The sequence below is a fragment of the Candidatus Enterococcus murrayae genome (assembly GCF_017315985.1).
Classification (GTDB): domain Bacteria; phylum Bacillota; class Bacilli; order Lactobacillales; family Enterococcaceae; genus Enterococcus_A; species Enterococcus_A murrayae.
On record NZ_JAFLVR010000063.1, the window covers coordinates 18,880 to 41,081 of the forward strand.

General features: G+C 38.2%; 27 protein-coding genes. 9 read left to right on the forward strand and 18 right to left on the reverse strand.

Translation table 11 applies throughout. From position 1 onward, the window contains the following. Positions 1-11 precede the first annotated feature (11 nt). From JZO85_RS19730 to rpsP, 3 genes are all read right to left on the reverse strand, one after another. Positions 12-863 (reverse strand): lipoprotein, encoded by an 852-nt coding sequence (locus JZO85_RS19730; protein ID WP_207110230.1) that lies wholly within the window; start codon positions 861-863, stop codon positions 12-14. 78 nt (positions 864-941) lie between these two features. Then, the gene (locus tag JZO85_RS19735; RefSeq protein WP_207110231.1) at positions 942-1,187 is read right to left on the reverse strand and encodes a KH domain-containing protein; all 246 of its coding nucleotides are present in this window, start codon (positions 1,185-1,187) and stop codon (positions 942-944) included. An 11-nt stretch (positions 1,188-1,198) separates the two neighbouring features. Continuing rightward, complete coding sequence (rpsP, locus tag JZO85_RS19740; RefSeq protein WP_088932887.1) at positions 1,199-1,474, reverse strand: 30S ribosomal protein S16; 276 nt, start codon at positions 1,472-1,474, stop codon at positions 1,199-1,201. 191 nt (positions 1,475-1,665) lie between these two features. Here rpsP and JZO85_RS19745 point away from each other — a divergent pair, with 191 nt between their 5' ends. Together JZO85_RS19745 and JZO85_RS19750 are read left to right on the forward strand one after the other, a co-directional pair. Next, positions 1,666-2,220 (forward strand): NADPH-dependent FMN reductase, encoded by a 555-nt coding sequence (locus tag JZO85_RS19745; protein WP_207110232.1) that lies wholly within the window; start codon positions 1,666-1,668, stop codon positions 2,218-2,220. 223 nt (positions 2,221-2,443) lie between these two features. Then, a complete protein-coding gene (locus JZO85_RS19750; RefSeq protein ID WP_207110233.1) occupies positions 2,444-3,091 on the forward strand; it encodes a GNAT family N-acetyltransferase in 648 nt (215 codons plus the stop codon). Between the two features lie 23 nt (positions 3,092-3,114). On the opposite strand, the gene JZO85_RS19755 is transcribed toward JZO85_RS19750, so the two are convergent. Together JZO85_RS19755 and JZO85_RS19760 are read right to left on the reverse strand one after the other, a co-directional pair. Then, on the reverse strand, positions 3,115-3,627 hold the full coding sequence (locus tag JZO85_RS19755) for a dihydrofolate reductase family protein (protein WP_207110234.1): 513 nt from the start codon (positions 3,625-3,627) through the stop codon (positions 3,115-3,117). Between the two features lie 52 nt (positions 3,628-3,679). Next, complete coding sequence (locus JZO85_RS19760; RefSeq protein ID WP_207110235.1) at positions 3,680-4,261, reverse strand: DNA-3-methyladenine glycosylase I; 582 nt, start codon at positions 4,259-4,261, stop codon at positions 3,680-3,682. A gap of 141 nt (positions 4,262-4,402) precedes the next feature. Here JZO85_RS19760 and JZO85_RS19765 point away from each other — a divergent pair, with 141 nt between their 5' ends. From JZO85_RS19765 to JZO85_RS19780, 4 genes are all read left to right on the forward strand, one after another. Next, the gene (locus JZO85_RS19765; protein WP_207110236.1) at positions 4,403-4,789 is read left to right on the forward strand and encodes a GntR family transcriptional regulator; all 387 of its coding nucleotides are present in this window, start codon (positions 4,403-4,405) and stop codon (positions 4,787-4,789) included. Then, a complete protein-coding gene (locus tag JZO85_RS19770) occupies positions 4,786-5,670 on the forward strand; it encodes an ATP-binding cassette domain-containing protein (protein WP_207110237.1) in 885 nt (294 codons plus the stop codon). Before JZO85_RS19765 ends, JZO85_RS19770 begins: the two co-directional genes overlap by 4 nt. Next, positions 5,667-6,614, forward strand: coding sequence for an ABC-2 family transporter permease (locus JZO85_RS19775; RefSeq protein ID WP_242550455.1), 948 nt, complete (start codon positions 5,667-5,669; stop codon positions 6,612-6,614). Before JZO85_RS19770 ends, JZO85_RS19775 begins: the two co-directional genes overlap by 4 nt. Before the next feature lie 284 nt (positions 6,615-6,898). Then, entirely contained in the window at positions 6,899-7,513 is a 615-nt protein-coding gene (locus JZO85_RS19780; RefSeq protein WP_242550459.1) for a VanZ family protein, read from the forward strand. Between the two features lie 176 nt (positions 7,514-7,689). Here the strand turns inward: JZO85_RS19780 and ffh are convergent, their stop codons facing one another. The 3 genes from ffh to JZO85_RS19795 are packed head-to-tail and all read right to left on the reverse strand — an operon-like array spanning position 7,690 to position 9,920. After that, on the reverse strand, positions 7,690-9,105 hold the full coding sequence (gene ffh, locus JZO85_RS19785; RefSeq protein WP_207110239.1) for a signal recognition particle protein: 1,416 nt from the start codon (positions 9,103-9,105) through the stop codon (positions 7,690-7,692). 15 nt (positions 9,106-9,120) lie between these two features. Continuing rightward, complete coding sequence (locus JZO85_RS19790) at positions 9,121-9,459, reverse strand: putative DNA-binding protein (protein ID WP_016180731.1); 339 nt, start codon at positions 9,457-9,459, stop codon at positions 9,121-9,123. Further along, positions 9,459-9,920, reverse strand: a complete 462-nt coding sequence (locus JZO85_RS19795) for a 2-thiouracil desulfurase family protein (RefSeq protein WP_207110258.1) — start codon at positions 9,918-9,920, stop codon at positions 9,459-9,461. The genes JZO85_RS19790 and JZO85_RS19795 overlap by 1 nt, the downstream gene beginning before the upstream one ends. A gap of 121 nt (positions 9,921-10,041) precedes the next feature. Between JZO85_RS19795 and JZO85_RS19800 the strand changes: the two genes are divergently transcribed. Beyond that, positions 10,042-10,737, forward strand: a complete 696-nt coding sequence (locus JZO85_RS19800; protein ID WP_207110240.1) for a response regulator transcription factor — start codon at positions 10,042-10,044, stop codon at positions 10,735-10,737. Further along, positions 10,734-12,470: a sensor histidine kinase gene (locus JZO85_RS19805; RefSeq protein WP_207110241.1), complete on the forward strand. Its 1,737-nt coding sequence runs from the start codon at positions 10,734-10,736 to the stop codon at positions 12,468-12,470. Before JZO85_RS19800 ends, JZO85_RS19805 begins: the two co-directional genes overlap by 4 nt. An 80-nt stretch (positions 12,471-12,550) precedes the next feature. Here JZO85_RS19805 and JZO85_RS19810 read toward each other — a convergent pair whose 3' ends face one another. Next, positions 12,551-13,423, reverse strand: a complete 873-nt coding sequence (locus JZO85_RS19810) for a phosphate ABC transporter substrate-binding protein PstS family protein (protein WP_207110242.1) — start codon at positions 13,421-13,423, stop codon at positions 12,551-12,553. Positions 13,424-13,669: 246 nt separating this feature from the next. Between JZO85_RS19810 and JZO85_RS19815 the strand changes: the two genes are divergently transcribed. Then, the gene (locus tag JZO85_RS19815; protein WP_207110243.1) at positions 13,670-13,870 is read left to right on the forward strand and encodes a DUF4649 family protein; all 201 of its coding nucleotides are present in this window, start codon (positions 13,670-13,672) and stop codon (positions 13,868-13,870) included. Positions 13,871-13,911: 41 nt separating this feature from the next. Here JZO85_RS19815 and JZO85_RS19820 read toward each other — a convergent pair whose 3' ends face one another. The 9 genes from JZO85_RS19820 to truB form a co-directional block, all read right to left on the reverse strand. Further along, positions 13,912-15,078, reverse strand: coding sequence for a pyridoxal phosphate-dependent aminotransferase (locus tag JZO85_RS19820; protein WP_207110244.1), 1,167 nt, complete (start codon positions 15,076-15,078; stop codon positions 13,912-13,914). Between the two features lie 788 nt (positions 15,079-15,866). After that, a complete protein-coding gene (locus tag JZO85_RS19825; RefSeq protein ID WP_207110245.1) occupies positions 15,867-16,763 on the reverse strand; it encodes a helix-turn-helix domain-containing protein in 897 nt (298 codons plus the stop codon). 184 nt (positions 16,764-16,947) lie between these two features. After that, complete coding sequence (locus tag JZO85_RS19830) at positions 16,948-17,136, reverse strand: DUF6440 family protein (RefSeq protein WP_207110246.1); 189 nt, start codon at positions 17,134-17,136, stop codon at positions 16,948-16,950. A gap of 153 nt (positions 17,137-17,289) precedes the next feature. Further along, positions 17,290-18,117, reverse strand: a complete 828-nt coding sequence (locus JZO85_RS19835) for a MerR family transcriptional regulator (protein ID WP_207110247.1) — start codon at positions 18,115-18,117, stop codon at positions 17,290-17,292. Positions 18,118-18,133: 16 nt separating this feature from the next. Then, on the reverse strand, positions 18,134-18,874 hold the full coding sequence (locus tag JZO85_RS19840) for an ABC transporter permease (RefSeq protein WP_207110248.1): 741 nt from the start codon (positions 18,872-18,874) through the stop codon (positions 18,134-18,136). Continuing rightward, positions 18,867-19,589 carry an ATP-binding cassette domain-containing protein gene (locus JZO85_RS19845; RefSeq protein ID WP_207110249.1) on the reverse strand — a complete coding sequence of 241 codons (723 nt, stop codon included), beginning with the start codon at positions 19,587-19,589 and terminating at the stop codon, positions 18,867-18,869. The genes JZO85_RS19840 and JZO85_RS19845 overlap by 8 nt, the downstream gene beginning before the upstream one ends. A gap of 63 nt (positions 19,590-19,652) precedes the next feature. Beyond that, positions 19,653-20,051 (reverse strand): GNAT family N-acetyltransferase, encoded by a 399-nt coding sequence (locus JZO85_RS19850; protein ID WP_207110250.1) that lies wholly within the window; start codon positions 20,049-20,051, stop codon positions 19,653-19,655. A 101-nt stretch (positions 20,052-20,152) separates the two neighbouring features. Continuing rightward, positions 20,153-21,100, reverse strand: a complete 948-nt coding sequence (gene ribF / locus JZO85_RS19855) for a riboflavin biosynthesis protein RibF (protein WP_207110251.1) — start codon at positions 21,098-21,100, stop codon at positions 20,153-20,155. Between the two features lie 31 nt (positions 21,101-21,131). After that, positions 21,132-22,070, reverse strand: a complete 939-nt coding sequence (gene truB / locus JZO85_RS19860; RefSeq protein ID WP_207110252.1) for a tRNA pseudouridine(55) synthase TruB — start codon at positions 22,068-22,070, stop codon at positions 21,132-21,134. Between the last annotated feature and the right edge of the window lie 132 nt (positions 22,071-22,202).

Sequence of the window (22,202 nt, forward strand, 5' to 3'; positions counted from 1 at the left end):
TTCTATTTCTTCTATTTTGCCATTGAAACAGCCATTTTTAAGCTGCTCATCGAATCACCATTCATAATGGTATAGACGGTTTTGTTTTCTTGCCAAACTACGCTATTTGATTGAAGATCACCTGTCGCTACACGTAAAGAAATTTGTCCTGCGTCTCTAGGTGCTGGTAAGAAAGCTGTTTCCAGATACTCAACAGCTTGTTTTGCTAATGGAATAGGATCTTCTTGTTCAAGATTGTTAGCCTGTACAGCTAAACTCCAATTGCCTTCTTTCCACATGATGAAGCTAGAGCCAGCCCCAGCACTGCGATAACCAGTAATACTGTGTCCTAGATCAACTTGCTGACCATTTGGATCATAAGTTTGTCCGACTTTATTTTGAGCTGTTTCCTTTGAGTCAAACACTTGGCGTTGAAATTGAGCCACGGGCGTTTGATTAGTTAGCACTGGATCATTATAAGGTGTATCTTCATTCACAACATAATAATTGACCTTCAATACCCCTTGCTCCTCAGAAGCAGTGATACCAATTTGTTTCCCTCCGCTGATAGTTGCAGGATCAGGAAACTTGTCATTTGGATAGTTGGCTTTCAATTCATCCATTGCTGACATAGCATGGTTGCCGTGAGTCGAATCTGTCTTTGTGGAACTCGCTTGTGTCTTCGAATCTGAAGTATTTGGCGATTGCTTATCTGAATTCGACTTGGTTGAGCTTTTATCTGAAGCAGACACGCTTGTTTTCGAGCCGGTTTTCTCAGTAGCTGCTGCGGTCGACTTCGTGGTGCTATCTTTTGAATCATTATTTCCCGTATTGCAGGCCGTCAAAACAAACAATGCACTAAACAGCAACAAATATTTTTTCATGATGAAACACCTCCAACCATAGTTTACCGTATTTTTAACGAAAAAACACCCGAATCAAACTGACTCGAGTGCTTTACTTTATTTACCATCCACGATGTTAAGACGAACTTTTTTCGGTCCATTTGTCCGAACACTATAAACGATCGTACGGATCGCCTTTGCCACTCGGCCTTGTTTTCCGATAATTCTACCGATATCTTCAGGTGCAACAGTTAAGTTGTACTCTAAGAAATCGTTAGACTCTTCGATCTCTAATTTCACTTCTTCAGGTTTTGTCACCAAAGGGTGGACAATGGTCAACACAAGGTTAGTTAAATCTTGCATAATTGATCACCTTATTTCTTAGCGAATTTAGCGTCGTGGTGTTTTTGCATGATGCCTTCTTTAGAAAGAATGTTACGAACTGTATCAGAAGGTTGTGCACCTTTTTGTAACCAGTTTAAAACATCTTCTTCTTTTAATACGACTTCTGCAGGGTCTTTCAAAGGATTGTAAGTACCCACAGTTTCGATAAAACGTCCATCACGAGGAGAACGAGAATCAGCAACAACGATACGGTAGAAAGGTTTCTTTTTAGAACCCATACGTTTCAAGCGAATTTTAACTGCCATTGTATAACTACACCTCCATATAATTAATCACAAGATGTAGTCTAACACGCTTTGAGTTAGCTGTAAAGAGTTTTTTCTTTACAGCTTGATTTTTCTTCGTAAGCATATCTTTTGCACCTTTTACTTATTTTTTGTAAGATTAATACATCGAATAACAAACGTAATGTTATTTCAGATTAGGAGGAATTATTATGACAAAGACAATTGGTATCTTAGTGGGAAGCTTAAGAAAAGACTCTTACAACAAAATCGTTGCAAAAAAATTTGCAGAATTATTACCTGAAGGATTCGAAGCAAAATTTATCGAAATCGGAGATCTTCCATTTTACAATGAAGACCTTGAAGTTGAGGGCTCCGTTCCTGAAGCTTGGTCTCGTTTTCGTAAGGACGTTAGCGAAGTCGACGGCTTATTCTTCGTAACGCCTGAGTATAATCGTTCTGTTCCAGCTGCATTGAAAAATGCATTAGACGTTGGTTCTCGTCCTATGGGAAGCAGTGTTTGGGGTGGAAAACCAGGTTTAGTAGTAACCGTATCACCTGGCGGCCCTGGTGGCTTTGGTGCAAACCATGCTTTGCGTCAATCATTAGTATTCTTAGACGTTCCAACTTTACAACAACCTGAAGCTTATATTGGCGGCATCATGAACTTAATCGACAATGATGGACACATTGCCGACGGCACAGTGGACTTCTTTAAGATGATTACTGATAAATACGTTGAATTCTTCAACAAATTAGTGAAATAGTCTAATAAGCTTTGAATTAACTGATTCAAAAGTCTTTTGAAAAATACTTAACAAAACGAGAGCAAACGAACATATAGCTATTGATTTCGATAGTAAATGTTCGTCTGCCTTTTTTATTTGATAAGAAATTGGTGGTTCTAACGAATGTTTCTTGTTGGATCAGCCCCTCTTTTAAGAAAAAAACTGTGATATACTTGTTAATAAACTATCTGGGAGGGATTATTTGTCCATTACTATTAGACTTGAAGAAGAACAAGATTATCGCCAAGTTGAGGAAATTACAAGAGAGGCTTTCTGGAATTTATATGTGCCTGGTGCTGAAGAACATTACCTCGCACACACTCTCCGCAAACACCCTGATTTTATTCCAGAATTAACATTCGTCATCGAATTGGATGGAAAAATCATCGGTAGTATCTTTTACAGTAAAGCAAAGATTATCGATTACAATGGAACCGAATATCCTATTATTTCCTTTGGTCCCGTTAGCATTCACCCCAACTATCATCGACAAGGCTATGGACGAATGTTGATCCAGCATTCTATTGCTGAGGCGAAACGTCTAGACTATGAAGCAATCGTGATTGGCGGCTTTACTTATCACTATCATTCTTATGGATTTGTCGGTACCAAAAAATATAATATTTCTATGCCTGATGGGAAATTTTATACAGGAATTATGGCTTTGCCATTGAAGGCTGGAGCTCTTGATAAGATTCATGGTAAAATCTATTTTTCTGAAGGAATGTACCCGAATCTTGAAGGTTTAGAAGATTTTGATCAAACTTTTCCGAATAAGAAAAAACAGTTACTACCCTGTCAAGCAAAATTTGAAGCCGCAGCTAGCGAAATAGATATTAATGAGTATTAAAAAAAGCCAGAAATCTGGCTTTTTTATTTTTTTAAATGCAACTGAGCAAACTGCCCAAACTGTTCTGTTTCTAACAGCTGTAATTTTTGTTGATTGGCTTGAGGTAAAAATAAAGGAACGCCCTCTCCTAATAAAATTGGTACAATTTGTATCCACCATTCTTCAATCAGCCCTGCTTCAATCACTGGCTTCAAAAGGGCTCCTCCGCCGACTACCCAAACAGTTTTATTTGCAGGAAGCTCTTTAATAAACTCAACTGGATCTTTCGCAACAACATGAAGGTTCTCATCAACCTCAATACCCGAACGGCTGAATACATAGTTTTCTTTTTCTGGATAAATGTCTTCAAGCTCTGCATCCCGCTTAACGGCTTCATAGGTTCGTCTGCCCATCATCGTATAATCAATCATTTGATAAAACTCATCATAAGGAACAAGTTCTCCACCTTCTTGACGATATAACCATTCTAATCGATCCTCTTTATCCGCCAAATAACCATCTAAGCTGATTGCTCCATAAAAAACGGCTCTTGCCACTGAGTCCACCTCTTTCCTTTATTGCTTAATTTTATCAAGTGTAGAAAAGTATTCAAGAAGATTGCTTAAAGTACGTTTTCACTTCTTCGTGACGAAAGCACGCCATTTCATGATCGTTAACGATTCCAACAGCTTGTAAAAAAGCATAGATCGTTGTACTACCAACAAACTTAAACCCACGTTTCTTTAAATCTTTAGCAATTTTGTCTGATAGTTCAGTTTTAGCAGGCACCTCTGAAATGGCGCCTATTTTATTATCAATGACTTGATGATTGGTGAAGCCCCATAAATAATCAGAAAAACTTAACCCCGCTGCCTGCATCTCTAGAATTTTCTGTGCATTGATGATTGCAGCTTCGATTTTGCGACGATTGCGAATGATTCCAGCATCCAGCATTAACTCTTCTATTTTTGCTTCATCAAAACTGGCAACCTTCTCAATCTCAAATTGTTCATACGCCTGATCAAAATTATCCATCTTATTCAAAATAGTTTGCCAACTTAATCCTGCTTGATTCATATCTAAAACTAGCTTTCTAAACAGGCGTTGATCATCATATTCCGGAACACCCCACACCGTATCATGATAGACTTGCATATTCTCATTACTCCCTGACCATTGACAACGATACATCTTCATCACTCCTAATCTCAGTTTCAAAAAACGAACATACGCTCCCCTCCAGTATATCAGAAATCGAAAAAAAGTCATTGCTTAAACTAAGTGTACTATGTATACTAGTACACACGAACAACCTAATAAGGTGGTGACGATATGGTTCGAATCGATAAAAATAGTAGTCGAGCTTACTACGAGCAGCTAGTATTAGGAATCAAAGAGGATATTTTACATGGGATTCTGCAGCCGGGAGACAAAATCCCATCAGTCAGAGAGATGGCCAAGCAGTTATTGATGAACCCAAATACCATAAGTAAGGCCTATAAAGTACTTGAAGCAGAGAAAGTTTTAGTCACTGTCAAAGGGAAAGGTACCTTTGTTCGTGCAATTGAGGAATTACCTCGAGACGAAATTCGTGTTCAAGAACTGAAAAATACGCTAAATGAATTAGTTATTGAAGCACATCATTTACAAGTCACGCAAGAAGAATTACTGCAATGGATACAAGAGGCAGAAAAAAAATTAGGAGGTCAGTCATCTTGATTGTCAAAAATTTAGCAAAAACAATCGATCAGCTCTCTGTCCTGAAAGATATTGAGTTCACATTAAATGATAATGAAATTGTTGGTCTTGTTGGTCGAAACGGTTCAGGGAAAACTACCTTATTCCGAATACTTGCTGGGCACTATTTGCCTGATGAGGGCGATATTCTAATTGATCAAGAATCGGTATTTGAACATCCAGCTGTTAAACAAGAAATCTTTTTTATTGATGAAAAAGAAAATTTTTTACGGACATATTCTATTCAAAAAATCGGCAAATTTTATCAATTAGCTTATTCAAAGTTTGATCAATCACTGTTTGTTGAATTAGTGAAAAAGCATAATTTTTCATTAATTCAAAATTATCGACAATTATCAAAGGGAGAACAAGCTCTATTTCAAATCATTCTAGCAATCTGTTCGAATGCACAATATTTATTATTGGATGAGCCTTTCGATGGATTAGATGTCATTATTAAAAAGGAAGTGATCGGTTTACTAATGGAACATCTTGTCGAATATTCAAGAACCGCTATGATCGCCTCACATAATTTAGCCGAATTAGAGAGTTTGGTAGATCGTGTCCTGCTTTTAAAAAATCAAACAATCATCAAAGATTATCGTTTAGAAGAAATGCGTGAAAAGGCCAAAAAGCTTCAGCTTGTATTCAAAACAAAAAAGGTTCCAGCTATAGTAAAAGAAAATTCTAAAATGCTCGATTTTCAAGGGCGTGTCGTTACTGTCGTTTTTGAGCACTTTTCAGAAGAACTTGAAACGGCAATTAAAGGATTTGAACCGCTTGTTTATGAAGAACTACCTTTAACCTTGGAAGATATTTTCGAGGCAAATTTGAAGTCATCCAGAAAGGGGCATTTGAAATGATCCGATCAATTTATTTAGAACGCTATAAGAAAGTTTTGATTGCTGCATGTATTCTAATAATTGGATCATGCCTCTTCAATGTTATAATCCAAAATAATCAGTGGGAAAATGCTTATAGTGATCCGAATGATAAGGAATTCTATGAAGTGCACAAAGAAAGTCTGACCTCATGGGATAACGAAAAAATGAAAGAAATGCCATTTACTTCTTATAGGGATTATCGTCAAAGAAAACTTACATTTTATGGTATTGGCTCACCTGGTTCTTTCTATACACAGGAAGGAGTCACTTTTGAAATACTTTCAAAAGCATCCAACTATTCAAACAAGTTTCCTTATGCTTCAAATTTCTCTTATAGGTCTGAAGCATTTCTATTATTCTTTATTCCCTTAACTGGTTTTTTGCTCTTTTTTATTGATCAAAAAACTGGATTCAATCAATTTTTATTCTCATTAGGAATTTCAAGAAAAGATTTGTTTAAGAAAAAAATTTTATATATCGCGTTACCACTTCTGATTTCGCTCCTAGTTGGACAATCACTTTATGCCATTTTGATTCATACAATAATTCCTGCGCCATATATGAATGCAACTCTAGGACAACTAATAACTTCCGTCGTTAGCAACTTTTGTTTGCTATTCTTCATGTTTTCCAGCAGCGCCTTTATTGGAGCAATGGTTGGAAATACTGTTTTCGGTCCTTTAACTTGGGCAGTATATTGGTGGATGATGCTTTCTTTTCCAAATAGTGTTTACAGTATGGGAAATATCATCTATGCAGCAAAACAAATCTCGCATAAACAATTCTCTGAAACTTTGTTTGTTTACTCAGTAGGGAAAATGGGGGGGACATTGGTGGATGAATGTACTATTTATTTTACTCAGTTCACTGCTTATATTTTGGATATTCAAAAAATATCAGACCATCTCGCTGGAAAACGATAATGCCTATCTACTGCACAAAGAATCCCGTTGGCCGATTTGGGGGATAATGACAATTTTTACCTCATTTATTCTTAATACTAGTTTCTTTGATCCTTGGCTTTACTTTTTTAGCAAGAAGAATTATGAACAGGTTGACGTGTCTATCAGCGATCCTATCCTGACAAACGTTGTTATCACTTTAATAGTCGGTTGTGTCTGCGCAATCTTAATCTTTTCCCGAAAATTTTTCAAAGTTCTTTCGGGTGCATTCAATAAACTAAACCAAAAATTGGGGTAATTCTTTGATGATCCTAGATATTCTATTCCGACTTTATCTTATCGCTTGTATCTTTTTACCTTGTTTGATCTATCAAGCCTTCATATTAAAAAGAAAAGAAGAAACCATTTTTATTTCTTCGATGGTTTGGCGCTGGGTCTTTTTACTCTATCTTTATTTAGTTATAAATGTTACTGGCGTTGGAACCCTTGAAGATATTCTCAGCTACCCAGATTTGACTCGCCCTGAAGAAATTAATCTTTCCTCCTTCCAAACTGGTGTTGGAATGCTGAATGTTCTTAATATTATCATGTTCACTCCATTAGGATTTTTATTGCCGTTGATCTGGAAGCAGTGTCGTAGGTTAGGCTTTGTAGTGTTGCTAGGCTGTGAATTTTCATTGATGATTGAGTTTCTTCAGCTTTTTAATCGGCGAGCAACTGATATTGATGATTTGCTTATGAATACGCTTGGTGCGTTTATTGGTTTTTTCCTTTGGAAGCTCAGTAAGAAAATCATTCACAGAGCTCCTAAAGAAATTCAAGTTTTTCCTAGACAAGAACCACAAATCTATCTATTTTTAAGTCTCACTGGTGTTTTCTTCCTTTATCACTGGCGATACTTCCTACGGCTAGTATCTTAATAAGGAGCCCTTTTTTTAAAGAGAGCAATCATCGTTCGTATAATAATGCATTCTACACATATCAGTGATTTAGTATAAAATGACCGATTCATCTCTCGTTTAAACAAACGGCAAAAATGCAACTGACAAAAATAGCGTCCGTCTCAGTTTTTGAGACAGACGCTATTGCTATTCTCTTATTTCCGTTTCTTCTTCTTTTTCTTACTCTTCTTGACCATACGATTCATAGCCATCTTGCCCATTTTCCCTTTGATACCAGAACCAAACATTTGATCCATTCCGGCAGGCATGCTGCCTTTGCTCATTTGCTGCATCATTTTGCGGGATTCTTTAAATTGCTTAATCATACGATTAACTTCAACCACAGAGTTTCCAGAACCTGCCGCAATACGACGACGACGACTTGGATTTAACAAATCTGGGTTTTCTCGTTCAGCTGGCGTCATTGAAAAAACCATTGCTTTCTTACGCTCGACGTCCTTTGGATCAACCTTGACATTTTCAATACCAGGCATTTGACTCATACCAGGAATCATTTTCAGTAGGTCTTCGATTGGCCCCATGCCCATTACTTGATCCAATTGCTCAATGAAGTCATTGAAGTCAAAGCTGTTTTCCTTCATCTTACGAGCAAGCTCTTCAGCCTTTTTCTCATCGTAATCTTGCTGAGCCTTCTCGATCAGAGTCAGCATATCTCCCATACCTAGGATTCGGCTGGACATTCGATCTGGATGGAAAACTTCAAGGTCCGTTAACTTCTCACCTGAACCGATAAATTTGATTGGTGCACCTGTTACAGCACGAATCGATAGCGCCGCACCACCACGAGTATCACCATCTAATTTAGTGATGACCACCCCAGTAATTCCCAGCTGTTCGTTGAAACTTTGTGCAACATTGACAGCATCCTGACCAGTCATCGCGTCAACGACTAAAAGAATTTCATTTGGTTGCGCAATTTCTTTGATTTGTTTTAACTCATCCATCAAAGCTTCATCAATATGCAAGCGACCAGCCGTATCAATCAAGACATAGTCGTTTTTATTTTCGCGGGCTTGTTCCATCCCTTGGCGGACAATCTCTACCGGACTAACATCCGTCCCCATATCAAAGACTGGAACATTCAGTTGTTGACCTAAAACTTTTAATTGATCAATAGCTGCCGGACGATATACGTCACCTGCGATCATTAATGGACGAGCTTTTTCATTTTTGATTAATTGATTCGCAAGCTTCCCAGCAAAGGTTGTCTTACCTGCCCCTTGCAAACCAGCCATCATGATAACCGTTGGGATTTTTGGTGATTTTTCGATACCTACCGCTTCTGATCCTAACGTTTTGGTTAATTCTTCATCAACAATTTTTACAATTTGTTGTGCGGGCGTCAAGCTTTCTAAAACTTCCACACCCAATGCACGCGTACGCACTTCTTTGGTAAACTGCTTCACAACTTGCAAGTTAACATCGGCTTCTAACAATGCCAGACGAATCTCTCGCATCATTTCGGTAATATCTGATTCAGTAACTTTTCCCTTTTTCCGTAATTTTCCCATCGCAGCTTGCAGGCGCTGCGTTAAACTTTCAAATGCCATTGCTTATTTTCCTTTCTATTCATCTAAATCTTGTAAGCCAGTAATTGTTTCGGCTAAAAACTCATCTTTAGGATAATGCTCGGTCACATAAAGTGCCAATTTATCCAGCTGCTCTTCTCGCACAATATAATCAGAGAACAGATGCAGCTTACGCTCATAATCTTCCAAGATTTTTTCTGTTCTTTTGATATTATCATAAACTGCCTGACGACTCACCTGATATTCCTCGGCAATTTCCCCTAAAGAAAAATCATCAGCATAGTACAGCTCCATATAGTTCATTTGCTTTTCCGTTAACAGCGTTGCATAAAATTCAAACAACGCATTCATACGATTTGTCTTTTCGATTTCCATTACGTCATCCTCATTTCTAGCCAATTTTCCTCAGAATAAACAAGTAGACCTTGCTGAATAAAATAGGCTGTTGCTACCCCTACTCCTTTAATTCGCATACCTGAGAAGCTGCCATCATAGACCAAGCTGCTGCCGCAGGATGGACTTTTTTCTTTTAGAATCAAGCCTGTGATCTGCAATTTCTGTAATTCTTCGTATGCTTTGATCGCACCTTGTTTAAAAGCTTCAGTTAAATCATTTCCCTCATTATCCAAAACCCGTGCCTGTCCCTGCCACACATCAAAGCCATCGCCGCCTTGTATCTCTGCAGGATGCCGAGGTGTTGACAAACCACCTAAGACTTCTGGACAAATCATGATTGCTTGACCCGCTTCAACTAACTTTTTCAGCGCCGTGATCTCATTCGATCCGCCATCATAGCGACAAAACACACCGCCTAGACAAGCACTAATTCCCAGCATCATTATTTCTCCCATCAAATTAATAGAAAATAGGTGACAAAACTGCTTTCCCATTATACCATTTATTCAGGTATGGAAATAGTCTTTCACAAATGAAAAGTTCTTAAAAAAGGAGACCCTTATGAAACGTGTATTAGTCGTTGACGATGAGCTTTCGATCGTAAAGTTGCTAAGTTTTAATTTAGAAAAAGAAGGTTACGCTGTCACTACTGCTGAAGATGGTAAAGAAGGCTATGAGCTGGCCTTGAATGAAAAATTTGATTTCATTATTTTAGATGTAATGCTGCCATCGATGGACGGTTTAGAAATCGCCAAAAAATTACGGCAAGAAAAAGTCGACACACCTATTCTAATGCTCACAGCTAAGGACGATGCTATCGATCGTATTTTAGGGTTAGAGATTGGTGCTGATGATTACTTAACTAAACCATTTTCACCTCGGGAAGTATTAGCCAGAATGAAGGCAATCTTCCGAAGAGTGGAACCACGTCAGGAAGTTATTGAACACGAATTTCTGACCGCAGGTGAAATCAAGGCAGATCTTTCTAATTATCAAGTGACCGTTCGAGGAGAAAAAATCGAATTGACACCGAAAGAATTTGAATTACTCGTTTACTTCATGAAACGTAAAGAACGTGTAATCGATCGTGATACCCTGCTTGATCGCATTTGGCAATACGATTTTTCTGGTCAAAGTCGAATCGTAGATGTGCACGTTTCACATTTACGAGAAAAAATTGAAGTTGATCCAAAGCATCCACAATATTTACAGACTGTTCGAGGCTTTGGCTATAAATTTCAGGTGCCCGCCCAATGAAACGTAAACACTTAGACTACCTTATTCCCTTTCTCTTTATCTGCCTGCTCTTTTTAGGCAGTTGGAAATTAGCAAACCATTTCTACACTAAGGAATTATTGGAACAGCAGGAAGAATTCTTGACCAGTAATGGCGAGCTTATAATCCATCGACTAGATTTGAATCAGCTGGATTCAACCAGTAATCGAGAGGTAATTGAGAGTTTTTCTAAAGAGGCGAATGATCGGATCACACTGTTAGATGCGAAAGGCAAAATTATTTTTGATAGTACAGAACCGAATCTTTCAGGTAGTCGGGAGAATCGCCCGGAGGTAAAAATTGTTTTAAACAGCAACGATGTTGGCTCGTCTGTTCGCCATAGCACAACGCTAAAAGCCGAGTTGCTTTATACGGCACAACCGATCCGAACGAAAGATGCTACAGTAGGTATCTTACGCGTGGCAAAAAGGACCTCGGCTTTTCAACCAAAAACACGAAACTTTCAACGAACGATTTTTATTATCTTATTTTTATTTTATGTCTTCATTTATTTAATTATCTGTTATTTGATCTATCAACGAAATCGCCCAATTGAAACAGTCCTTCCCGTCTTACAACGAATGTTGAAAGAGCCTGAAAAAAGTAACTATGTCATGCAAAATTCGCCGCAATGGCAAGAGCTCTATGTCGCAGTCAATCAAATCAGCGAACAGTTGAATGAAACCTATGCTGCTTACACATCGACAGAAGAACAATTTTCAACGCTTTTTCACGAGTTGACAATCGGCGTCTTCATTATCGATACCGAAGGACGATTTACTATGATCAATCCGGCAATGGAAGAATTATTGCAAATTGGCGGTGCCAGTCAACACTACTATTGGCAGGTTATTGAGGATAACAAGTTTATTCAATTAATTCAACAAGTATTGGTGGATAAAAATCAGGTACATCAAGAAATTTCAACAAAACTCCCTAGTTCGATGAATTTGGATATTCGTTTACGTTATCTCGAGAATGAAATCAAAGGTGATCAAATTATGGGGACTGTCTATGATCTGACCCACGTTCGCCGATTAGAAAAAATTCAACGTGATTTTGTTGGAAATGTCTCTCATGAATTAAAAACACCGGTAACGTCCTTATTAGGATTTACTGAAACTTTGTTAGATGGTGCTAAAGATGATCCTGACTTGACTGAAGAATTTTTGACTATCATGCAAAATGATGCCAAACGGTTGCAGCGATTGATTCAAGACATTATTGAACTTTCAAAGGATAGTAATGATTTAGCTGAGGACCGGCAAACGATCGAACTGAACTATTTTCTCCATCAGCAAATAGAGTTGTATGAGCATTTACTAAAGAGTAAACAAATCACAGTTACAATCGATGGTGCGGAGAATTGTTTCTATCAAACCCGTTTGACCTTTTTCCAACCAATCGTTAAAAATCTTTTAGAGAATGCGATTCAATATTCTCCTGAGAATAGTTTGATTGAATTAAGCTATCGACTAAATGACCAATTAGAATTCACTGTCACTGATCACGGAATCGGGATGTCAAAAGACGATCAAAAACGTATCTTCGAACGCTTCTATCGCGTAGACAAGGCTCGTGCTCGACACTCGGGCGGTACTGGACTAGGACTTGCTATCGTCAAGGAGTACAGCGAGATTCTTGGAGGAACAGTTATAGTGGAAAGTCATCCGAAACTCGGCTCGACTTTTACTCTTAAATTACCAAACAAATAAGGACCGCGGAGATTTTTCCGCGATCCTTTTTTATTTTTGGGGAAGCTGTTACGTCATTTTGCTCACTTTTGCAAAAATGGTTATTTCACTGTACCGTCAACAGATCGTTCTACCTTCATTGAAGTAATTGGCAAGTAGCCCAATTCTTTTACCGGTCCTGATTGTATTTCATCACTTGTCATATATTTCAAGAAGTCTGCTAGCGCTTTTTCTGGCTTACCGTTCGTATACATATGTTCATAGGACCAGATTGGCCATTTATTCGTAGTAATATTTTTGTCGTTAGCTGTTACACCATCTAATTGCAATGCTTGCAGACTGTCATCCACATAAGATAAAGCAAGGTAGCTGATCGCTCCTGGAGTTTGCGCCACGATTTTTTTCACCGTACCTGATGAATCCTGTTCCTGTGACTGAATTGGTTCTTTTCCGTCTAGTCCCCATTTCTCAAAAGTTGCACGAGTTCCACTACCTGAAGCACGGTTTACAACTTGAATGGCTTCGTCTTTTCCATCAAGCTCATTCCAATTTTTAATCTTTCCTGTAAAGATATCGATTAATTGCTGTTTAGTAACATCTTTCACGCCAACATCCTTATTAACGACTGGAACAAAACCGACTACTGCAACTTTGTGATCAACTAATTTGTCAGCATCCACGCCATCCTTTTCTTCAGCGAAAACATCTGAATTACCGATTTCTACCGAGCCGCTCTCAACTTGACTCAACCCTGTTCCACTACCGCCGCCTTGAACAGAGATCTGAACGTTGGGATGCTCTTGTGTATAGCTTTCTTGAGCAGCATCGACTAACGGCTGTAAGGCTGTTGAACCAACGGCAGTAATTTTTGCTGTATCCTCTTTAGCTGAGCTGGAGTCCTTTGTTGCGCCCCCATCGCTGCAGCCCGCTAGTATAATCCCTGAAAATGCTAATGCTAAAATAATTTTCTTCATTCATGTACACTCCTTATAATAGATAATGCATTCCTTTTTAAGAAATCGACTCAATGCTTCATGTCACATCTCTTATTTTTAGTACATCGTTACTTTAACAATGGAACGTAAATATCTTGTTGAATGCATGTAAATGATCGGTAAAGAACTGTAAATGTTTGGTAAAGACGAAATAACTTACTTTTTATTAGTTTTATTGTATAATACCTATGCAATGAAAATTTTAAGTGAGAGAAGCGAATAGAGATGCTAGAGATTACCTATGAATTGAACAATTCTGAAAAAGAAAAAGAGTATGCTAGTGCTAACGATTTTATAGCAGCGCAATTAAAGGAAGTCCCAGATCTGCCTGATTATTATCATGTAGTAAAAGCTATTGTCGATGGTAAAGAAATCAGCTTAACTGACAAAACGATCAGCGGTCTGTTCAACTATTTAAATAAGTAAAATAGAAACGATCAAATCGAAAAGGATTTGATCGTTTCTATTTATTTTTTTATATATGCTGCTAGACGATTCATGGCTTCAACTAAATTTTCCATCGAAGCCGCATAACTTATTCGAACATACCCTTCACCTTCAGGACCAAAGGCAATCCCTGGAATAATTGCTAATTGATTTTTTTCAGCTAACTCAATACAAAAGGCCATTGAATCCTGTATTTGATCTGCTGGAATTTTAGCAAAGATATAAAATGCGCCTGACGGACGAGCCACTTCAAATCCCAATTTGGTCATCGCTTGATAAACAAAATCGCGCCGTTCACGATACTCTTCTCGCATTATTTCAGCATCAGAAATCCCTTGTACCAACGCTCGAACCGCAGCCTTTTGTGAAATAGTTGAGGCCGCTGTTACCAAATATTGGTGAACCTTGATAATCTGCTGAGTCAATTCCGCTGGTGCAAAAATAAAGCCAATACGCCAGCCAGTCATCGCATGAGATTTAGACAGTCCATTAATTAAAATGGTCTGTTCACGTAAATATTTTCCAAATGAAACGTGCTTTGTCTCATAATTCAGTTCACTATAAATTTCGTCGCTGATCACAAAAATCGGATACTTTTTCAGTGTCTGGCTTAACGCGGAAACCTCTTTCTCATTGTACGCCACACCCGTTGGATTTGAAGGCGAGGTGATAATGATTGCCTTGACCTTCTCCCCATGCTCTGCCATCGCCTGATCGATTTGCTCTGGTGTTAAAACAAAGCCAGTTTCCCGTGTATCGATGTAAACAGGCTCAGCACCTGCAAGTAGAATCAATGGTTCGTATCCTGGATAAGTTGGTGCTGGAAGCAATACCTTGTCCCCAGCTTCTAAGATAGACAACAAGCTGGCTGACAATGCTTCAGTTGCGCCTACAGTTACCAAAACCTCGTTTGTCGGTTCATAGTTCACTGTATATTTTTCAGATAAAAAACGGCTCGCTGCTTCTCGAACATCCATCAAACCAGACATACCAGTATAATGACTGAAATTATCTTTTATCGCCTGCTGACCTGCTTCCTTGACGTGCTCAGGGGTATTAAAATCCGGCTCGCCTAATGTCAGCTTCAGCATATTAGGAATCCCAGAGACCTTTTCGTCAAATTGACGAATCAGTGAGACGGCGATTTCATACACATTTTTGTTAAAACGATCTTGCAATTTATTCATATAACCCCTCCATTTCTAATCATATTATCACAATCTCTCAGATAGTAAAGAAAAAATATTCTGTTCATATTTGCTTTGCTATCGCATTTTTTTCAGAATATCTCTAATGTTTTACATTTGTTTTCCTCTTTTATCCTAAAATCCATAAAAAATCGGCTTTTACTTTTTCTTTTTTAAATTAGTAAAATTGGCGTCAATAAGAAAAAATTTAGTTCTAAACAGTTAATGTTTTGTTGATAGCAGTATAAAAGAACTTTCATTATCCAACATATTTTTTACTTTTGTATTGATTTGACCATTTATCAGTCATAAAATAACCATAGAAAAATTTTAAGGAGGTCACTGCGCTGAGTAAGAAACGAATCCTGCAATTACCTTTTATTTTTTATCTGATTCCCTATGTCCATCTTTCTTTAGCGATTGACTACCTCTTCGATTCAATCATAGGAATTTTTCTTTTTTTAATTCTTACGGTAATTATCGGTTTTTATGCCAAGATGACACGACAGATTTCCTTACTAATCATTGGAAACATCCTTAATATAGTGTTAAGTTGCTTTTTAATCATTATTAAAAGTCCTTTGATAAATCTGTATCATTCTTCATCCCCCTTTACGGCTGCTATCCCGTTGATCGCGCTTTTTCTGATCACACAACTGACGGGGATTTTTTGGGGCTATGCACTGCATAAAGAGGCGGACATCTCTATTGATAAAGATGAATAAAGGGATTAACAAAAAACTTCGGATCAGCTCATTGATCCGAAGTTTTTCACTTATAGTTTACAATTATTTGATCGGCTTGATCCATATTTCTATTTTAGGGTCATCAGTTACATTCACATATTTTTGAATCAAAAAAGGGGCCATATTCTCCATTTCGACTCCATGTCTTTTAAGCCACGTTTCAAAGAAATAATTATTCGCTTTATACAGAGCGTCTTCTACTAAATAAGTGAAATTCTCTGCTTCAAAGGTGCAGACATAGAACGCTCCTGGATCTAGCTTAATTTGTTTGAAGCCCTCCACCTGACTATCATCAGATGAGCCTCCTACAAAGTAGAGGACTTTTCCAGGTGTCTCAGCGGTTGTAAAATAATCAATTGCTACCCCATCTTTTAACAAATTGGGAATGGTCTCTTTCTTTTCATGAAATTCATCCCATAAGTCAATTAGAGTATTAACACCAACTCCATTCATCTCACTAGAATCAATTTGCTTCGACACACCTGTATAGTATTCTGTTTCCTTGATCGTGAGCTGATTGACTTCTAACACCATATCGTCCACCATCAGAGGCACGCCCTCATCTACCAACGTGTAGTAAATCGATAAGTCTGGTTTTAAAAAATCTGTTAACAGTAGTTTACTTTTCCGATAGGCTTCAGGAGTAACTCCATAAATTTCCTTAAAGGCCTTAGTGAAGGTCTCATGACTATTAAAGCCATATTCAAAAGCGATATCGGCGATTCTTTGATCAGTCGAGCGCAATAATGGCTTCGCGTTCGCCACTCGTCTAGCCTTAATGTACTCATTCACCGTTTTCCCAACCAAGCGGCTAAATAATTTTTGAAAATAATAAAGCGACAGATAGGATACCTGCGCCAATTCTTCAATCGCTAATTCTTCTTTAATGTGCTCTTCAACATAGTCTACCGATTTTTGAATAGCTTCCCAAGCATGCATTTTTTTCACTCCCTGTTCAAAATTCAAAAAACTCCATGTAGACTTGGTATCAGATCGACTTTTAGAGAAAGCCTATCATTGTTCTAAGCATCCTATTTCTTGATTATTGTCGAACTGATATCCTTTGTCTACATACTAAAAGTTTAGCATAAGAGTGTCGTGCGCACTTGTTGGCTAATGCTCTTTATTTTTTATCCAATTCCTCGATTGATGTAATCACTGGTTTGCCGTCCTTGTCCAATAATGGTGTTAAACCTCCAGCATAGCCAACCTTGTTGAACACGTAATTCACACCTGTTTCACGATCCACAAATATCATGATTGCGTCCAATTTTCCTTGAGAATATACTCGAACGAAACGTTCTTTTGCCATTTTCTTTCCTTCTTTCTATTATAATGATAGAGCGTTTTCATTAATACTGCGTCTAGCGTATCACAACCAAATCAACCAAACAATTACTTTTTGTCATTATTCTTCAATTAATCACAAAAAAAGAAATCTTTTTCCCAAAGATTTCTTTTGATCTTATATTTTTTTAACTGGAATTTGAATTTCTGTTAACCAATCATCTTGATGCTCTTTATTCCAAATTCCATCAATATAGTTTTCACGAGCGGAATCAATGATCTCGTAACCATTGTTTTCAACAAATCTAATTGCTGCTGCGTAAGCTTTAGGAATTCCCTTATAAGGCCCCTTATGCATCGTACAAACCGCCTCTGGAACTTCGGCGATATGTTTGAATTTGAGATCCCCAATATTCTCTTTTAATTCAGTCACAGCTTCGCAAACTTCAATATCGATATTTTCTTCCTTGTATTCATTGTCATGATAAATATTGAAACAGTATTCCGGCACAGCACAAACACATCCTGCTCTTTCCATCAGCGCTCCCATCTCTGGAATCGTTGAGAATAGTGCATCAAAATTTGGAACCGTTTTTCGCATCGAGGCTACGATTGCACCTGGCAATTTCTTAACTACCATGTGATAATTTTCTTCCTCCTGTTGCAAGTATCCTTCAATTTGCGATAGCATCGACATGCGTTCAGAAATTTCTTTCATTAATTGTTGTTTCTTCCGCTGCAGGATGCGTTGCTCGCTCACACCGTCTTGCACCTGTTTGATTTCTTCAATACTATAGCCAATACCTCGAAGAGCTAAGAGACGATGCAACGGCTCCAATTGACTTGAACTGTAATAGCGATAGCCATTGTCAGGATCGATGAAGCGGGGGCGCAGCAGCCCCACTTCATCATAATAACGTAACGTTTTGATTGTTACTTGATTCATCTTAGAAAACATACCGATCCGATAAAGTTTTTCTTCGATTTTTTCACACTCCTGTTCCATTAAATCCTCCTCTTTTCTATTCCCAACGAAATAGCTTCGCAGCTAGGCCGAATCCTAAAAGCGTGATTACGCTCAAAAGAACTAGCACAAATTGCGGATTCCCTACTGGCTGGTTTAGACTAACACTTTTTAATAATTGAACACCCTGCGTCAATGGAAGAATGCCGGCAACTTTTTGCATTCCTTCAGGAAAAAGTTCAAACGGAATCACGGCCCCCGATAGAAAGAGCATTGGAAAATAGACCAAACTACAAACTAAATTGGCAATCTTGATATTCTTACATAGACTGGCGATCAATAGACCTAAACTATACATTGCAATCATAACCAAAAAATAACTCGCAATCAATAAGCCCCAGCTTCCCTGCATCCGATAATCAAGAAATACTACCGAAACGAATACTACCAGCCCTGCAGAAATTATTGCTGTGACCATAGCAACCAATACCTGAGTAGCGATCAAATGTCCAGGTGAAGCTGGTGTCACGAAAAAGTGTTTGAGTATTTTTTTATCGCGATAATCACAAATTGTCAGCGGAATACCCATGAATGCTGTTGCACAGATTCCAACGACAAGCAGAGAACTGAAACTGCTGTCTAAAAATGTGTAAGCCGCACTGCCAGCTTGTTTATTTCCAGCAATCATAGTAGTCAATAATAGAACACCCAGCGGCATTCCGATCCCAAAAAGAATACCATCAATAGAACGAATCGCTAATTTCCCTTCAACTTTTGCTAAATTAAGTACTTTATTCATTCTCAGCCCCTCCAACATACCAAAGATAAGCATCCTCCAAATTATTCTGTGAACTCTCTGCCAGCAGTTCTGGAACTGTTCCTTCAACTACAAGATTTCCGCGCTTAATGAGAAGGAGGCGATCGCAAAGAATTTCTGCTTCTTCCATGAAATGAGTTGTTAAAAAGATTGTTATTTTTGTCTCCTTCAATTCGAGCAATGTTTGCCAAACATTTCTACGTGCCTCAGTATCCAATCCAGTCGTCAATTCGTCCAAAAAAATGATTTCCGGATCTGGAATCAATGCTAGTACAATAGAAAGCTTTTGCTTCTCACCACCGGAAAGTTTCTCAACAAACTGTGTTTCAAACCTTTCTAACTTGAATAAACTCAATAATTCTCGATAGTCTCGAGGCTGTTGGTATAAACTAGACAGTTCTCGACACAATTCTCCCACACGAATATTATTCTGATAACTAGATGATTGCAGCTGGACTCCGACACGTTCAAAAATCTCTCGTCGCTGTTTCCGTGGATTCATTCCAAGGATCTCAGCAGAACCTTGATCAGGTCGTTTGACACCTAAAAGTGTTTCAATTGTCGTTGTTTTCCCCGCACCATTTGGTCCCAACAGACCAAAAACTTCACCTTTATTAACGGTGAAGGATAGTTGATTGACGATCTTATTTCCGCCAATTTCTTTTGTTAATTGTTTTGCTTCGATAGCTGTCTTCACTTTGTTTCTCCCCTTTCATTAACAGAATACTGTCTCCTGTTAAGGGAGAGTCAACGATAAAAATTATTGCGGCTGCACAATAAAAATTGTTCCTTCTTTTTGATACCCTTGCTTTTCATAATAAGGATCAACATCACTCATTACATAAACAATCTGCTTAGGAAAATCCTTACAGACTTGTTCCATCAAATAGCGACCATAATTTTTCCCGCGACAATTTGCATCCACCAAAAGATCATAAATATAAATACCAAAGCCATCGTCTTCTCGACAACGAGCATATCCACATATTTTTTTGTCCTCAAAAAGCAAATATGTTAGGGATGTTTCCAAGGCGAGCTCATACTTTCTTCTTCCCTCACCAAAGCAATACCCGCTCCAATCGGCTTCTTTTTCCATCATTGCAAATAGTGTCTCTTCATCTGTTTTTTCATAAGGCCGAATATACCAACTGTCTTCCATGCTAAAAACTCCTTTTAATTTTATGATAACAAAGAGCTGGGCTCTCTGCTTTGTCGATGGTTTAAAACAAAGCTAAAAAAAGACATCCATTTCTGAATGTCCTACAAATGATCAAAATAAGCTCTCGTAGCCTGCTCATCCGCTTCAAGCTGTTTAATTAAGCCCTCCACCGATTCAAATGCTACTTGTCCACGCAACATATGATACCAACGTACACTGACCTTCTCACCATAAATCTGTTGATTGAAATCTAGAATATTGATCTCAACTGTCAGCATCCGATTTGAGCCAAACGTATCATTATGTCCAATCGACCCCATTGCTGGATACCACTCATCACCAACCTTGATTTGATTAACATATACCCCTTCTTTTGGTAACTTCATGTCATCAGGTACCTGAATATTTGCAGTGGGATAGCCTAAACTTCTTCCACGAGCCTCACCATGAATAACGGTACCGCTAATCTCATAAATATACCCCAACAAATGGTTTGCTTCCTCTAATCGGCCCTCTGATAATAAACGGCGGATTCGTGAAGAACTGATTTTTTCAGTTTCAAATTCTTCCGTCTTTTTAGCAACGATTACCACTTCAAAACGATCCTTCCCATATTTAGGAAGATATTTAGCATCTGCTGCCTGATCCTTTCCAAAATTATAATCGAAACCTGAGACCGCAACCTTGGCATGCAGGCCGACGATATACTGATCAACAAAATCTTGCGGATTCAGTGCAGCAAATGACGATGTGAAGGCAACTTCATATAAAAGTTCAACACCCAATTCTGCCATTCGTTCTTCCTTTTGTCTCAAGGTTGAAAGATATTTAATTGGCTTACTTTGTACTTGTTGAAATACTACTGCAGGATGCTGATTAAAAGTCATAACGGCCAATTTCAAATTTTTTTCTTGCGCTATCTTTTTACCAGTATTGATAACTTCTTGGTGTCCGCGATGAACACCATCAAAAAAGCCTAAAACTAAAACACAATCTCCTACAGGAATTTCTTCTGGTTTATAAGGATGACGTAATTTTATAATTTCCATCTGCTATACCTCCTGATTCCTATTAATGAACTTATTTTCCTTCGCAACTGAGTTCATTTCGAATGACTTTACTAGGCTTCAAGAGCCAATTTTTTTCGGGATGTAATCCATAGAGACTAACTAATTGATTTTTGTAGAAGAAAGCAATCAATTCTCCCGGCATTTTCTTGATCCCAAAAGTCTTCAATGGCAAAAGCTGTCCATTCTTGACTTTTTGCCAATCACTATCTGTTAAATCGATCCGTGGAAATTCCTTCATCGCTTCTTCAATTGGCTGTAACGCCTGATCAATCTGATTTTTTTCCATCAGCTCACTGATCTGAGCTAAAGTAACAGCTTGACCAACCGAAAATCCGCCGCTTGCTAGGCGCGTCAAATCCGACATATGAGCAGGATATCCGAGTTTCTCTCCTAGATCCACTGCCAAAGTTCGAACATAAGTCCCTTTTCCACAGGTAACTTGAAAACGCCAACTCTGTGTTCTATTCTCTTTGCTATAAACAGGAGCAGTTGTTCGCTGAAAGCTTTCAATCACTGCTTCACGCTCTGGTCGGTCAACCGTTTGACCCGCTCGCGCATACTCATATAGACGTTTACCATTTACTTTGACAGCTGAATACATTGGAGGCACTTGTTTGATAGTCCCAATAAATGCCGCCATCATCTGATCAATTTCTTCTATTGTTAATGGTGAATCTACCGCCTTATGCTCTACAACTTCGCCGCTACGGTCCTCTGTTGTTGTAGAAAAACCTAACGTGATTTCACCCTCGTAAATTTTTCCGCTGTCCTGTAAGTATTCGATCACTTTAGTGCCTTTTCCAATACAGATCGGCAATACACCATCCACATCAGGGTCTAGCGTTCCACCATGACCAACTTTTTTAGTTTGTAAAATTTTTCTTAATTTGAATACACAGTCATGACTCGTCATACCGCGCTCTTTCCATAACGGTAAAATACCGTCCATCGCTGTTTCCTCATTTCATTTTATAATCAACGTTCCCATTATAGCATAGCTCTTCTGAGAAATGGCAAGTCAACGCTGAGGACTCAATGATACTTTTTATAAAAATTCTTGGAACCAAAAAAAGAGCGTAAA